Annotated in this window: 10 protein-coding genes; 7 read left to right on the top strand and 3 right to left on the bottom strand. The window is 73.4% G+C overall.

Features of this window, described 5'->3' with window-relative positions; genetic code table 11:
- Positions 1–80: 80 nt before the first annotated feature.
- Complete coding sequence (locus tag OG946_RS14520; protein ID WP_326796536.1) at positions 81–725, bottom strand: hypothetical protein; 645 nt, start codon at positions 723–725, stop codon at positions 81–83.
- 219 nt (positions 726–944) lie between these two features.
- Here OG946_RS14520 and OG946_RS14515 point away from each other — a divergent pair, with 219 nt between their 5' ends.
- The 4 genes from OG946_RS14515 (at position 945) to OG946_RS14500 (ending at position 7,462) form a co-directional block, all read left to right on the top strand.
- Positions 945–5,879 carry an FtsK/SpoIIIE domain-containing protein gene (locus OG946_RS14515; protein ID WP_326796535.1) on the top strand — a complete coding sequence of 1,645 codons (4,935 nt, stop codon included), beginning with the start codon at positions 945–947 and terminating at the stop codon, positions 5,877–5,879.
- Positions 5,880–6,079: 200 nt separating this feature from the next.
- Positions 6,080–6,382 (top strand): WXG100 family type VII secretion target, encoded by a 303-nt coding sequence (locus OG946_RS14510; RefSeq protein ID WP_026276583.1) that lies wholly within the window; start codon positions 6,080–6,082, stop codon positions 6,380–6,382.
- A 101-nt stretch (positions 6,383–6,483) separates the two neighbouring features.
- Positions 6,484–6,819, top strand: a complete 336-nt coding sequence (locus OG946_RS14505; protein WP_326796534.1) for a hypothetical protein — start codon at positions 6,484–6,486, stop codon at positions 6,817–6,819.
- A 22-nt stretch (positions 6,820–6,841) separates the two neighbouring features.
- On the top strand, positions 6,842–7,462 hold the full coding sequence (locus tag OG946_RS14500) for a hypothetical protein (protein ID WP_326796533.1): 621 nt from the start codon (positions 6,842–6,844) through the stop codon (positions 7,460–7,462).
- 43 nt (positions 7,463–7,505) lie between these two features.
- On the opposite strand, the gene OG946_RS14495 is transcribed toward OG946_RS14500, so the two are convergent.
- Both OG946_RS14495 and OG946_RS14490 read right to left on the bottom strand, forming a co-directional pair.
- Positions 7,506–8,876 (bottom strand): hypothetical protein, encoded by a 1,371-nt coding sequence (locus OG946_RS14495; protein WP_326796532.1) that lies wholly within the window; start codon positions 8,874–8,876, stop codon positions 7,506–7,508.
- On the bottom strand, positions 8,863–10,902 hold the full coding sequence (locus OG946_RS14490) for a hypothetical protein (protein WP_326800251.1): 2,040 nt from the start codon (positions 10,900–10,902) through the stop codon (positions 8,863–8,865). Before OG946_RS14490 ends, OG946_RS14495 begins: the two co-directional genes overlap by 14 nt.
- Before the next feature lie 523 nt (positions 10,903–11,425).
- On the opposite strand from OG946_RS14490, the gene OG946_RS14485 reads away from it, so the two are divergent.
- The 3 genes from OG946_RS14485 to OG946_RS14475 are packed head-to-tail and all read left to right on the top strand — an operon-like array spanning position 11,426 to position 14,644.
- Positions 11,426–12,154, top strand: coding sequence for a hypothetical protein (locus tag OG946_RS14485; protein ID WP_326796531.1), 729 nt, complete (start codon positions 11,426–11,428; stop codon positions 12,152–12,154).
- A gap of 40 nt (positions 12,155–12,194) precedes the next feature.
- Positions 12,195–13,331, top strand: coding sequence for a hypothetical protein (locus OG946_RS14480; RefSeq protein WP_326796530.1), 1,137 nt, complete (start codon positions 12,195–12,197; stop codon positions 13,329–13,331).
- Entirely contained in the window at positions 13,328–14,644 is a 1,317-nt protein-coding gene (locus OG946_RS14475; RefSeq protein WP_326796529.1) for a CpaF family protein, read from the top strand. The genes OG946_RS14480 and OG946_RS14475 overlap by 4 nt, the downstream gene beginning before the upstream one ends.
- Positions 14,645–14,649 lie beyond the last annotated feature (5 nt).

The following is a 14,649-nucleotide window of genomic DNA, read 5'->3' as shown; positions in this document are numbered from 1 at the left end:
GAGCGGGGCGGGTTGGGGGCCGTACCGTACGGAGGCGCCCGCGGGGCCGACGCGTACGCCGCGGTGCCGTCCGCGCGGCGCTACTCGCCGATGAACCGGAACGTCGACGTGATCGCGTCGAACACGTCGAAGAACGAGTCCGCCAGGTCCAGCACCTGACTGCTCCCCGCCACCAGAGCCACCTTGCCCTCCTGGCCGGGCACCGGGATGAAGGTCTGCATCAGCACGGCGCGGATCGTGCGGTCGTCACCAGGGATCTTGACGTCCTCGACGCCCTGCGTGCGGGCGGCCGTGCCGATCCCCTCGATCTCGACGGTCGAGACCTTCCGCCAGGCGTCGCCCTCCTTCTTCGGCCGGATCTGCTTGATCTGGCCGACGATCAGCGCCGGGTCGGTCGGCAGCAGCTCGCCGCTCTCGGTGCGGGCGCCGATGAGGGAGACGGTGATCGAGCCGGTCACCGGCACGTCGCCGCCGAAGCTCTCCGCCATGCAGCCGCAGTACAGGGCGCCGGAAGCCCAGGCGTCCTTGGCGGCCTTGCGCAGGAACGCCTCCAGCACGCCGCGCTGCTCGGCCAGTTCGGGATTGCGGCGGACCCGGTCGTTGACCATCTGCCGGATGCTGTCGTCCCGGGACTCGGGCCGTACGTCGAACTCCCACCACGACTCCGGCACCCGGATCCGGAAGCCTCCGCGCTCGATCGTGAGCGCCTCCATCCAGCGGCTCATGCCCTGCCCCCTTTTGTCGCACGTCCGGTCGTCTCCCGCGCTACGCGGCGGGGCCGCGGCGGCGCGGTTATCCACACGTAGTTATCCACAATCCCGGATACGAGCTGTCCCCGCGAAGCCCGGGGCGGATATCGTTCCGTAGACCCTAGTGTCCGAGCTGAACGCATTTCCGCGGGGGGAAAGCCGGGGAACAGCCGGGGACGTTCGAGGAGGATCAGCGTGCGCCTCACCCTGACCGTCGTCGATCCGCTCGGGGGCGACCGTGCCGACGTCGTCCTCGACGCCGAGGCGGAGTCGTCCGTAGGCGATGTCGCCCGCGTTCTGGCCGGCCAGCTCGACTCGCCGCCGCCGCCCGCCGCGGCGCCGCCGCACGGCGCGCCGCAGGCCGTCCAGGTGCCGGCCTCCCACGCCCAGCAGGCCCAGCACGCCCACGCCCAGGCCGCCCCCGCGCAGATGCCCGGGGGCTGGGCCACGGCGGGCGCGCCGCCGGTCGCCCCGCCCGGAGCGCCCCCGGCGGCCGTCCCCTTCGGCGCGCCCGGCGCCCCGCCGCAGCAGCCCGCGGCGGCGCCCGCGCCGCCGCCCGTCTTCGTCGACGGCTTCGCCGTCGACCCCCGCCTGCCCGTCGCCCAGTCGCCGCTGCGCGAGGGCACGGTCGTCAGCCTGTATGACCCGGTGGGCTGCCCGCCCCGCGAGGTCACGGGCCTGGTCGAGCTGCGCGTCGTCGGCGGCCCCATGGCCGGCGCGGTGCACCGCCTGGGCCTGGGCCGCGTCGACATCGGCAGCGGCAACGCGACGCATATCCGCGTCTCCGACCCGGAGTTGCCCGAGCGCGCCTTCAGCCTCACCGTCTCCGCCGACGGCACGTGCAAGGTCCACGTCCACGGCGACCAGGAGAAGGCCACCCTCGACGGCACGACGTTCGCCGAGCTGGCCAAGCCCAAGGAGAAGTCGGACGACGACGACACCCGCAGGGCCCGCAGGCGCCGCCGCCGCGAGGCCCGCCGGGAGGAGCGCCGCCGGCGGCGCGCCGGCGAGCCGGCGCCCCCGCCGCTGCCGCAGGAGCCGCCGCAGAGCAAGGACGCCTGGCCGTACGGGGCCCAGGTCGCCATGGGCAACTCGCTGTTCGAGCTGGTGCGTTACGCCCCGCCGGACGCCGCCGTCGCCACCTCGGAGGACGGCGCAGGGCTCGACTACAACCGCCCGCCGCGCCTGCTGCCGCCCGACCGCGAGACCCGCTTCAAGCTGCCCGCGCCGCCGAAGGAGGGCCAGGCCCGGCCGCTGCCGTGGCTGATGGCGCTGATGCCGGCCGTCATGGGCGTGACGATGTGCCTGGTCATGGGCCGCTGGTATTACCTGCTGATGGCGTTCATGAGCCCGATCATCATGATCGGCAACTACTTCATGGACAAGAAGCACGGCCGCAAGTCCCATGTGAAGGCCGTCGCCGAGTACAAGGAACACAAGGCCCGGATCGAGAAGGACGCCCGCGACGCCCTCGTCGCCGAGCGTAACGAGCGGCGGCTGGGCGGCCCCGACCCCGCCCTGCTGCTGTCCACCGCCACCGGCCCGCGCACCCGGCTGTGGGAGCGGCGCCGTACCGACGCCGACCATCTGCTGATCCGCTTCGGCACCGCCGAGCTGGACTCCGAAGTGCTGCTGGAGGACCCCGAGCAGGACGAGCACCGCCGCCAGGTGCTGTGGAAGATCCAGGACGCGCCCGTCACCGTGCCGCTGCGGCAGATCGGCGTCCTCGGCATCGCCGGCGCCGGCGACACCCCGCGCTCCCTCGGCCGCTGGGCCGTCGCGCAGTCCGCCGTGCTGCACAGCCCGCTGGACGTCCAGTTCTACGTGCTGACCGAGCCCGGCGGCCAGGCCGGCTGGGACTGGATGCGCTGGCTGCCGCACGCCCGCCCGGCCGGGGAGTACGACACCAACGCGCTGGTCGGCACCGACACCGAGACCGTCGCCGCCCGCATCGCCGAGCTGACCCAACTGCTCGACGCACGCCAGAAGGCCGCCAAGGACCAGCGGGCCAGCGGGCCGACGTCCTTCAAGGACCCCGACATCGTCATCGTCTTCGACGGCTCGCGGCGGCTGCGTTCGCTGCCGGGCGTGGTGCGGCTGCTGCGCGAGGGCCCTGCGGTGTCGATGTTCGCCATCTGCCTCGACTCCGAGGACCGCTTCCTGCCCGGCGAGTGCCAGGCGATCGTCGTCGCCGAGCCCAAGCCGGAGGAGCACGACCCGCGGGCCGCCGCCGCGCAGGGCATCCCCATGCAGCAGGTGGCCGGGGCCGGCGGGCCCGGCGGCCCCGGGGGCTACCCGCCGTTCCAGGTCGGCGCCTGGGGCACCGGCCACGCGCAGGACGCCGCCCAGCGCGCCGCCGCGGCCGACGGCACCGGGCCGATCCGGCTGCGCGTCGAGCAGGCCGGCGCCGAGCGGCGCCGCGGCGTGCGCCCGGACTTCGTCTCGCCCGCGTGGTGCGCGCTGGTGGCGCGCGGTCTGTCGCCGGTGCGCGACATCAGCGGCGAGGCCGAGGACGCGGCCATCCCGTCGTCCAGCCGGCTGCTCGACGTGGTGGAGCTGGAGCCGCCGACCGGGGACGCCATCGCCGCCCGCTGGCAGATCGGCGGGCAGTCGACGACCGCGGTCATCGGCGAGTCGTACGACGGCCCGTTCGCCATCGACATCCGCAAGGACGGCCCGCACGGCCTCATCGCCGGCACCACCGGATCCGGCAAGTCCGAGCTGCTGCAGACGATCGTCGCGGCGCTCGCGGTGTCGAACACCCCGGAGAACATGACGTTCGTCCTCATCGACTACAAGGGCGGCTCCGCGTTCAAGGACTGCGTGAAGCTGCCGCACACCGTCGGCATGGTCACCGACCTCGACAACCACCTCGTCACCCGCGCCCTGGAGTCGCTCCGCGCCGAGCTGCACCGCCGCGAGCACATCCTCGCCGACGCCGAAGCCAAGGACATCGAGGACTTCCAGGACCTGCTGCGCCGCGAGCCCGGCCGGTACGCGTCGCTGCCCCGGCTGCTGCTCGTCATCGACGAGTTCGCCGCCATGGTCCGCGAGCTGCCCGACTTCGTCACCGGCCTGGTCGACATCGCCGCCCGAGGCCGTTCGCTCGGTATCCACCTGATGCTCGCCACCCAGCGCCCCAGCGGCGTGGTCTCCCCGGAGATCCGCGCGAACACCAACCTGCGCATCGCGCTGCGGGTCACCGACGGCGGCGAGTCCGCGGACGTCATCGACGCCCCCGACGCCGGGTTCATCGCCAAGTCCATGCCCGGCCGCGCCTATGTGCGCCTGGGCCACGCCTCCCTCGTCCCCTTCCAGTCCGGCCGCGTCGGCGGCCGCCGCCCCGGCGCCGCCGACCCGGCGACCGCCCAGCCCTGGGCCGGCCGCCTCGGCTGGGCCGAGCTGGGCCGGGGCGCGCTGAAGCGCCCGGCGGGAGCGCAGCAGGAGGAGGACGAGATCACCGACCTGAAGGTGCTCGTCGACGCGGTCAACGAGGCCAACGAGCGCCTCGGCATCCCCGAGCAGCACAGCCCGTGGCTGCCCGCGCTGCCCGACAGCATCGAACTCGACGCGCTGCCCGCGCCGCAGGGCGCGGGCCCGCTGCCCCCGGCGCCGTACGGCATCGAGGACCTGCCCGCGCAGCAGGCCCGGCGCACCGTCGCCATCGACTTCGCCGACTTCGGGCACCTCATCGTCGGCGGCGCCCCGCGCAGCGGGCGTTCGCAGATGCTCCGTACGATCGCCGCGTCCCTCGCCCGTACGCACTCGATCGCCGACCTGCACCTGTTCGGCATCGACTGCGGCAACGGCGCGCTCAACGCGCTGACCCGGCTGCCGCACTGCGGCGCCGTCGTCAGCCGCAACCAGACGGAGCGCGCGGTGCGCCTCATCGGCCGGCTCAAGCAGGAGCTGGGCCGCCGCCAGGAGCTGCTCGCCGCCGACGGCTTCGCCGACATCGCCGAGCAGCGGGCCGCGGCGTCGGACCCGGAGCAGAAGCTGCCGTACACCGTGGTGCTCCTCGACCGCTGGGAGGGCTGGCTGCCCACTCTCGGCGAGATCAACCACGGCGATCTGACCGACGAGATCTACGGGCTGCTGCGCGAGGGCGCGAGCGTCGGCATCCACATGATCATCACCGGTGACCGCAGCGTGCTCACCGGCCGGATCAGCACGCTGACGGAGGACAAGTTCGCCTTCCGGCTGCCCGACCGCTCCGACTTCTCCATGATCAGCCTCAACGCCCGCAACATCCCCGAGGACATCGAGCCCGGCCGGATGTTCCGTGCGGAGAGCGGCCTGGAGACCCAGATAGCCGTCCTCTCCGACGACCTGTCCGGCGCCGCCCAGGCCGCCGCCGTCGCCGCCATCGGCGAGGCGGCCACGGCGCGGGACGCGGCGGTGCCGCGGTCGCTGCGCCCGTTCCGCGTCGACGTGCTGCCCAGCCGCCTCGGCTTCGAGGAGGCATGGGAGATGCGCGACGTCCAGGCGCAGGAGGCTTCCAAGCTGTGGGCGCTGGTCGGCGTCGGCGGCGACGAGCTGATGGGCTTCGGCCCCAACCTGGCGGACGGCATCCCGGCGTTCATCATCGGCGGCCCGGCCAAGTCCGGCCGCAGCACGGTGCTGAAGTCGATGGCGCTGACCTTCCTCCAGCAGGGCGTACGCCTGATCATCGCCGCGCCGCGGCCGTCGCCGATGCGCGATCTGGCGGACCGCGAGGGCGTGTTGCAGGTCTTCACCGAGGACGACATCGACGAGGACGAGGTGCACGACCTGCTCAAGCAGGCGTCGCCGGACGAGCCGATCGTCGTCCTCGTGGACGACGCCGAGATGCTGACGAACTGCGACGCGGGCGACGAGTTCAAGGCCATCGCCCGCCGCGGCGCGGAGCGCGGCTGGGCGCTGGTCCTCGCGGGCGACGAGGAGGAGGTCGCCTCGGGCTTCTCCGGCTGGCAGGTGGAGGCCAAGAAGGCCCGCCGCGGCGTCGCCCTGTCCCCGCAGGACCCGTCGGCGGGCGACCTCATCGGCATCCGGCTGAACCGCGGTTCGGTCGGCGACCAGGTGCAGCCGGGCAAGGGCCTGCTGCACCTGGGCGACGGCGAGCCGTTCGCGGTGACGACGCCGCTGACATGACGGCCGCCGGTGTAACCGCCGCCGGCGTGAGCGCTATTGGCGCAACCGCCACTGGTGCAACCGCCGTCGCGGCGTGTGGCATGACCCTGCAACCGCGGGGGCGGGGGACTGCGTCTACGGTTGCGAGACACGAACGATGCATGACTGACGTCTCGGGGACGGCCCTCGCGACGGTAGAGACAAACGGGAGGGTAGCTGCCATGGGCAAGGCCGATGTCGATGTTACATATCAGGACATGCGGGATGCCGCCAAGCGACTCAAGGACGAGCGGCAGGACATCGACCGCAAGCTGGATGACCTGCGCAAGTACATCCAGAGCCTGGTGAGCGACGGCTACGTGACCGGTCGGTCCTCGAAGCAGTTCGACCAGTCCTTCGACGAGTTCACCACCGGTGCGAAGAAGACCATCGAGGGCCTTGAGGGAATGGGTGACTTCCTGAAGTCCGCCGCCGAGGCCTTCGAGAACCTGGACTCCGAGCTGGAGAAGGGCCTCAAGGGCTGACCTTCGCGATTCGGTTCGGTTCGTTTCGCTTGGCCGGGGCGCCGTGGCATCGTATTCGGTGCGGCGGCGCCCCGCTTTCGTAGTGACTGGGGGAGAGGCTCATGGGCAACGACGGCGACAGGCTGGCGATTCCGCTCAGCGAGCTCGACGGCTTCGGCGGCCGGCTGCGCAGCATCAAGAACCGGATGAACCGCACGAAGGCCACCTTCGAGTCGTACCGCGACGACATCGGTGACGGCGGCGTGGTCGACAAGCTGGAGGACTTCGAGTCGGGCTGGAAGGACGGCCGGGGGGACATCGACGACCAGTTGACGAGCCTGGCGGAGATGTCGGACACGGTGGTACGCGAGGCGCACAAGGTGGACGTCGACCTGGAGAACGAGCTCAAGAAGGGCACGAAGAAGGAAGAAAGCCAGGTAGGCGGCGGCAACCAGTAGCGGCTCCGCTCGAAGGACGGCGATGTCACCACGGCCGCAACTCCGGTCCCGGCTCCGGGCGCTGCTGAAGGCGGGCGAGCAGGGCGCCGAGACGTACACGACGATCAACCCGTGGAACTCCCGGCGGACGTTCGCGGCCTTCGCCTACCTCGCCGAGCAGTACGGATACCGCTACGCCGGTCTCTCTCCGCAGCACAGCGCGAGCCGCGCCCACCCCGTCTTCGCCTTCCGCCGCCTCCCGGACGCCGTGGAACGCGCGACCCGCACGCGCGCCCGCTACCCGGACGCCCCCCTCGGTGGGCCGCTCCCCGGCCTGACCGGCGACCGCAGACCGGTGCCGCTACCGGAGGCGCGGCAGGAGGCGGAGCTGCTGCACGCCCGGATCAGGGTGGACCTCTACGGCACATCGCGCCGCGGCCGCCTCCGGATGCTGGCGGTGGCGGTCCCCCTGGGCGTCCTGATCGCCCTCGCGGTCAACGGCTCCTTGCACGCGGGGCCCCTGGCGGTGGCGGGCGGGATCGCGGCGGCGTGGTGGCTGTACCTGTGGCTGGCGTCGGTGATCATGCAGCGGGGGCGGGTCAGGTACAGCAGGATGCTGGAGCAGGCGGGAGTCGAGTGGCCGCCCGGGAGGACCCCGGGCTGACCCCTTCCGTATCGGCGCCACGTACCGTGCTGGCGCGGGGGTGTCAGTCCCGGGTGCGGGTGAAGTCGCCTCGCGCCACCCGGGGGGCCAGGGGGTCCCGGGTCAGGGAGCCGTAGCCCGTGGCTGCCCAGATGCTGGATTCTGCCGGGACCTCGAAGTACGGGACCTCGCGGCCGTCCGTCGTGTCCGTCAGGACCTCCGGGGCGCGGCGTTCACGGAGTGCCTTCGTGCAGGTGTCGCAGGTGGCGACGGGGAGTTGGCGGCGGCTGCCCAGGGGGCGCCAGCGGGTGCGGTGGGTGGCGCGGCCGTGGAGGGGGTTGAAGAAGCACAGGGGGAGCGGGGCGGTGCGGCGGGGGCGCGTGGCGCGGGCGGCTTCCAGGGCGTCGCGGCCCTCCGCGACCAGGGCCAGCACGCCCGCCAGGTCGGCGCGGCTCCGGGCGCCGTCGAGGACCGTGCCCGCGGCGGCGTACGCGTCCAGCGCGGCGTGGACGTGGGGTGCCCGGTCGGGGGCGTCGGTCTCCACTTCCCGTACCGCCTCGCCCAGGGCCACGACCTCCTCCTCCGCCCGGCGCCGCAACTCCGCCTCGTCCGCCGTCCGGGCCGCCGCGAACACCGCCTGCGGCGTCGCGAACGGCGCCGTGGCGGCGCGGGATCCGGTCCGGCCGCGGCGGACGTACCACAGCAGTCCGGCGAGCACGGCGACGGCCGCCGCCGCGGCGGCCAGGGTCAGCGGGAGGGCCGAGCCGCCCTCGGACTGCTCGTCCCCGGCGTCCGGGTCGTCCGCGCCGGTCGCGGGCGGGGTGTCCGCGCCCAGGTCCGCCACCGCCTCCTCGTACACCTCCGTGCCGTTGCCCGCGTCGATCAGCTCCACCGCCTTCTCCACCCGCGCCGCGAGCCCCGCCTCGTTCATCTCGTCCAGGTGCCCCACCGCGCCCACCGCGTCCCGCGCCTGGTGGGCGTCGCCCGGCCACTCGAACCCCTGCAGCCAGTCGGCCTGTTCGCTGGTCGTGACGAGGATCAGGTCCCCGTCACCGAGCCGTCCGCGCACCACCTCCGCGAGCGTCCCCGGGTCCCCGGCGAAGTCGTCGCCCTTCGCGAGCGGTACGAGCACCACCTTGATCGGCAGCCCCGTCTCCTCGATCTGCGCCGTGATCGCGCGCTGCCTCGCCTCGTCCACCGCCCCGGTGTAGGCGTCGTGTACGTAGACGGGGGAGTCCCGGAGACGGTCGGCGATCTCCTCCCCGGGGCTGGGCGCCGCCCAGGCGGCGGAAGTGGGAAGGAGGATCAGCAGCAGTGCGGCCAGGGCGGCAAGCGGCGCCGCCCGAAAGAACCCCGCCCGGCCGCGGATCGCCCCGGCGGGCAGCCGCCTCCCGGCCCCCTCCGCACGTCCCCGGCCCTGCTCAGTCGTGGACACCGGCGGCCTCCTGTACCTCGCGGATCAGTCGGGGCACCCCCTCGCCCGCCGTGCGCAGCGGGCCCGGGGCTGTGTCGTACGGGATACGGGCCTCCCCGCGCGGCGACGGGAGCGTGAGGCGCCGGCGGTGTGCCGTGCCCGGGTCCGACCTCGCCGCCTTGCGGCAGCCCGCGCAGAGCGGGACCGCGCGGGCGGGGGCGCCCGGGGTCAGGCGGGTGCGCTGCCTGCCGTGGGCGGGGCCGTGCATCGGGTTCAGGGTGCACAGGCGGGCCGGGGTGCCCGGCGCGGCCAGCGTCGCGCGGGCCGCGCGGATCAGCGTGATCGCCGTCGCCAGCGCCTCCGGGGTCGCGTCCGCGTCGACGCGGCCGTCCTCCTCCACGTCGACCAGCAACTGCGCCGCGTCCAGGCAGTCCCACACCCGGACACGCACCGCGCCCCCCGGGTCCGCCGTCTCGAACTCCCTCGCCAGCGCCTCCAGTTCCGCGTGCGCCGTCCGCCGGAGGTACGCCTCCGAGGGGTCCGGCGGCGCCTCGTACGACGGTCCGCCGGCGGCCGCGACCGCCGCGGCCGTCGCCGGCCGCACCCTGCCGAAGATCCGCACGGTCCCCGCCACCAGCCCGAACGCGAGCCCCGCCGCCAGCGTCCCGACGAACAGCCCCGGTACGAAGTCCGCCGCGAACACCGACGGCAGCGCGTCCTCCGCCACCGGGTCCGGCGGGTCCATGGGCGACGGTGCCGTCCCCGGGTCGCCGCCCGGCCGGGCTCCGGTCAGCTCCTCGACCAGCATCCCGACCCGCTCGCCCAGCCGCAGGTCGTCGTCGTCCACGTCGCGCGGCGGGTACCCGATCGCCTCCGGCAGCAGATACAGGTCGACGTCCAGCCCGATCCCGTAGTCCACGGCGTTGACATAGCCGCTCCGCGGATCGGCCAGTACGTAGATGCCGTCCCCGCCGACCGTCCGGCCCAGCGACTTCAGGAACGTGTCCCCCTGCCCGCCGGACTCGTCCTCCGGCGCCATCGGCACCGAGGCCACGTACACCGGCACGTCGAGGCCGCCGATCTTCCTGCGCAGCCCGGCCAGTTCCGCCGAGTCGATCTGCGCGGGCGACTCCGGGTCCACGTACACCGGGTCCTTCGCGAGCCCCGCCGACACCCGGTCCAGCCGGGCGTCCATGTCCGCCCGCGTCGGCGGCGGGCCCGGGTCCGTCGTCTCGTCGTCGTACAGCACCGCGGCGCCCAGGGCGATGCTCCCGGCCAGCACCGCCGCCGTCGCGACCGCCGCGAGCAGCCCGCGCCCGCCGACGCCGGCGAAGCCGCGGCCCCCCGACTTGGCGCCCGCCGAAGCCGCCCGCCTCCGCAGCACGTACAGCACGAGCAGCAGCGCCAGCAGCGGCACCCCGGCCAGCAGGATGCCCGTCAGGAACGACTGGTTCGCGCGGTCGGTGCGCGTGATGTGCAGCTTGTCCGGCTCCTCCTCCGGCGCGCGGCCCGCGTCGCTGCCGTACTTCTCCCGCGCCGCCTCCGCGCGCCCCGCCGGGTCGTCGTCGGTCAGCGCCTCCACGAAGCGCTGGAACGTGAGCAGCGGCCCGGCGTCGTACGGCAGTTCATACAGCGCCACGGTCGTCGCCGACTCCGCCGGCACGTCGACGCCGAAGGGCACGGCGGTGATGCCGATGCCGCTGCTGTCCAGCAGTACGTACAGCCCGTCCCGGCGCAGCCTGTCGTGCACGGCCCCGAGCAGCCGCTCGTCGAACGGGTTGCGCTCGGGCAGCAGCACGACGTACGTCGGCACCCCGGTCCGCTTCGCGGCCTTCGCGAACTCCCCGGCGGCGGACCGCGGTATCTCGCGCGGGGCCTGATCCGTCACGTACACCGGTTCCGCGCGCAACCGCTCCGCCAGATACGCCGCCTGCCCGCCGCCGTCCCCCTCGGCCCGGCCCGCCGCGACCGCATCACCTGCCAGCACCCCGGCACCCGGCAGGCTCGCCAGGAGCAGCAGCAGGCCGACAGTCAGCAAGGTACGCACCGACGCCCCCGCGCCCCCCACGAACTTCACCATCCCCCGGACCCCCCGAGTCCGCCGCACACCCGCTGCCGCACCGGCCGTCGCACGTGTATCCCCCTTTCCCACCGGATCGTAGCGACGACCACTGACATCCGTAATCGCGCCCCGACTCCCGTGGAATTCCGTCCATTCGGCGAGTTGGCGACTGCACATATCCGGATTCGCCAATACCCGGTCCACAGTTCTGTCACAGCGTGCACCGCCAACGGCGCCGCCGCCCCCGCTCCCGGCGCGCGCGTGGACACGTACGCCCGCGGGAACCGGCCTCGTACGCCCCCGCAAGCTGGTCGTTTGCGGCCCGGACAAGGTTGTCGTCTCAGCTATCGGAACTGTCGATGGGCTGTGACGCTCTCGTTGCCTGGCGCGGGTTGAGGGGGGTTTAGGCTACTGCTACGGTTCGATGGCTTGACAACCTGTTGCGGCGTTCTCGGCCGATCAGGTAGGGGAATTTCGGCCAGGAAACGGCGAGTTACGGGGTGATTCCGTGAAGACCAGGGAACGCACGGCAGCCGCGGGCGGCAGGTCGGCCGCCCCTGTTCCGCAGTCCGGCGACAGACTGCCGTTTGCTCCGCGCGAACGCAAACCCGCGCTGGCGGCGCTGGCCGTCCTGCTCATCCTCGCGGGCGCGTTGGGCACGGCCGTGCTCGTGCTGCGCGCCGGCAACCAGGTGGCGGCCGTGCAGATCTCCGACCGCGTCCCCGCCGGCGAGGGCATCTCCGACGACGACATCGAGCAGGTGATGATGCCGGAGGACAGCGACATCCCCTACATCCGCTGGGACCTGAGGGGCGACCTCGACAAGTTCTACGCCACCACCGACCTCGTCCCCGGCAGCGTCCTGGTCAGCGAGATGATCCAGAAGGGCAAGGGCCTGGAGGAGGGCCAGACCGTGGTCGGCGTGACCATGGAGTCCGGCCAGATGCCCGGCGGCCTGGTCGACGGCGCCCGCGTCGACGCGTACTTCATCGGCGACAGCCCGAGCTCGTCCGGCAGCAGCGAGGACGGCAGCACCGGCTCCACCGGCACCGTCACCACCGGCGACGTGCTTGCCGAGGGCGTCAAGGTACAGAGCATCAGCCGCGGCGACGAGGGCACGGTCACCAGTGGAACCGTGACCGTCAATCTCCTCGTCGACAAGACACAGGCGGGCCCTCTCGTGGCGGCGGCGTCCGAGAAGGAAGTCGGCCTGACTCTCGTATCCAGCGGTAGCTGACGTCGTATAGCGGGTCTTCACGGGAGCGAGGGAACTCACCATGGCGCTGATCGCAGTCGCGGCCGACAAGGGCGCGCCCGGCGTGACGACGACCGCCGTCGCGCTGGCCGCCGTCTGGCCCCGGCGTGCGCTGCTCGCCGAGGCGGACCCGGCGGGCGGCGACCTCGTCTACCGCTCGGTCGGGCAGAACGGCAACTCACTCGACCCGAACACCGGCATGCTGTCGCTGGCCGCCACCGCCCGCCGCGGGATCGCCGCGGAGCAGTTGTGGGACCACGCGCAGCCGATGTCCGGCGGGCTCGACGTCATCGTCGGCCTCGGCAACTCCGACCAGTCCGCCGGGCTCACCCGGCTCTGGCCCACGCTGGGCCGCGCGTTCGCCGCGCTCGCCGAGTCGCCGCACGGCGGCGCGGACGTGATCGCGGACTGCGGCCGCGTCGGCGTGGACTCCGGCAGCCTCGAACTGTTCTCACACGCCTCGCTGGTGCTGCTGGTGGCCCGTGCGCTGCCCGAGCAGATCGCGCGGGTACGGGACCGGGCGTCGTCCCTGTCCGCCAGGCTGCACGGCACCCAGCGCGGCGCCGCCGCGCTGGGCACGCCGCTGATCGGCGTGCTGCTGGTCACCGAGCCGTCCGGCGCCGCGAAGGTCGCCGCGCAGGTCAACGACATGCTCACGGCGTCGCAGTCGGGCGCCCGCGTGCTCGGGGTGATCGCGGACGACGTCGCGGGCGCCGAGCAGTTGGCGGGGCGGCGGCGCGGGCGCGCGGAGAAGTCGATGCTCGTACGGTCCATCCGCAAGGTCGCCAGCGATCTGCACCAGCACTTCGGCAGCTCGCTGCTGGCCGAGCCGGCGTCCGCGGGCGCACCCCAGGCGCCGTACGGCGGCGTGGCCCCGCAGGCACCGTACGGCGGCGGCGCTACGGGCCAGGGCGCCCCGCAGCAGTCCGGCCACCCGGCTCCGCAGCACGCCCAGCAGGCCCACACCCAGCAGCCCCAGGCCCCGGGCCAGCAGGGCCAGGCCCCGGGCCAGCCCGCCGCCCCCGCCGCCCCTGGTCAGCCCGGAGCGCCCGGCCAGCCGGCCCAGCCCGGCCAGCACCCCGCCTACGGCGCCCCCGGCGCCACCCCCGGCCAAGGCCCCGCGCAGGGCCCCGGCCCTCGCCATGGAGCCGCCCGATGAGCAGCGGACCCGCAGTAGACCACGGCCTCGTCAAACGCTTCCGCCAGGAAGCCGGCGACCGCATAGCCCGGCAGCGCCACGAGGACCAGCTCGCCGGCGTCACCCCCATGTCCGCCGAGGACGAGCGGCACTTCGCCCGCGCCGTCATCGCGCAGATCCTGGAGGACTACGCCCGCTCCGAGATCAACTACGGCCGCACGCCCCTCGACGCCGAGACGGAGGAGGCGTACGCCGCGGCCGTGCACGCCGCCCTCTTCGGCGTCGGCCGGCTGCAGCCGCTGCTGGACGACCCCGAGGTCGAGAACATCGACATCAACGGCTTCGACCACGTCTTCGTGGGCTACGCCGACGGCCGCGAGGCCAAGGTCGACCCGGTGGCCGAGAGCGACGAGGAACTCGTCGAGCTGATCCAGATCCTCGGCGCCTACTCCGGCCTCTCCTCCCGCCCCTTCGACTCCGCCAACCCGCAGCTCGACCTGCGCCTGCCCGACGGCTCCCGGCTCTCCGCGGTCATGGACGTCACCCGCCGCCCGGCGCTGTCCATCCGCCGCGCCCGCCTCGGCAAGGTGTTCCTGCCCGACCTCATCGGCAACGCGACGATCTCCGCGGAGCTGGGCTCCTTCCTGACCTGCGCGGTGCGGGCCCGTAAGAACATCATGATCGCCGGCGCCACCAACGCCGGGAAGACGACGCTGCTGCGCGCGCTGGCCAACGAGATCCCCGCCCCCGAGCGCCTGATCACCGTGGAGCGCGCGCTGGAGCTGGGCCTGGACCAGTTCCCCGAGCTGCACCCCAACGTGGTCGCGTTCGAGGAGCGGCTGCCCAACTCCGAGGGCCACGGCGCCATCACGATGGCCGAGCTGGTCCGCAGGTCGCTGCGTATGAACCCGTCCCGCGTCATCGTCGGCGAGGTGCTCGGCGACGAGATCGTCACCATGCTCAACGCGATGTCGCAGGGCAACGACGGCTCGCTGTCCACGATCCACGCCAACAGCTCTTCCGAGGTGTTCAACCGCATCTCGACGTACGCCCTCCAGGCCAGCGAGCGGCTGCCGGTGGAGGCCAGCCAGATGCTGGTCGCCGGCGCCATCGACTTCGTCGTCTTCATCGAGCGGCGCAACCTCTACCACCAGGGCGGCGGCCTCCAGCGCATGGTCACCTCGGTGCGCGAGGTCAACGGCGTGGACGGCCGCGTGATGTCGTCCGAGGTCTTCAAGGAGGGCCGGGACGGCCTGCTGCACCCGCACGCGCCGATCCACTGCATCGACGAGCTCATTCCGTTCGGTTACCAGCCCAGCGGGGATTGGAGGTAGCGGCA

It is taken from the genome of Streptomyces sp. NBC_01808 (genome assembly GCF_035917395.1).
Taxonomy (GTDB): Bacteria; Actinomycetota; Actinomycetes; order Streptomycetales; family Streptomycetaceae; genus Streptomyces.
Note: the sequence above shows the minus strand (reverse complement) of the source record. Positions and strands in the feature narration are given on the sequence as shown.

Bases quoted from the DNA above. Each gene is read 5' to 3' on its own strand.
- OG946_RS14510 (WP_026276583.1), top strand. From the start codon at position 6,080: ATGGGCAAGGCCGATGTCGATGTTACATATCAGGACATGCGGGATGCC.
- OG946_RS14520 (WP_326796536.1), bottom strand. From the start codon at position 725: ATGAGCCGCTGGATGGAGGCGCTCACGATCGAGCGCGGAGGCTTCCGG.
- OG946_RS14500 (WP_326796533.1), top strand. From the start codon at position 6,842: ATGTCACCACGGCCGCAACTCCGGTCCCGGCTCCGGGCGCTGCTGAAG.
- OG946_RS14505 (WP_326796534.1), top strand. From the start codon at position 6,484: ATGGGCAACGACGGCGACAGGCTGGCGATTCCGCTCAGCGAGCTCGAC.
- OG946_RS14480 (WP_326796530.1), top strand. From the start codon at position 12,195: ATGGCGCTGATCGCAGTCGCGGCCGACAAGGGCGCGCCCGGCGTGACG.
- OG946_RS14475 (WP_326796529.1), top strand. From the start codon at position 13,328: ATGAGCAGCGGACCCGCAGTAGACCACGGCCTCGTCAAACGCTTCCGC.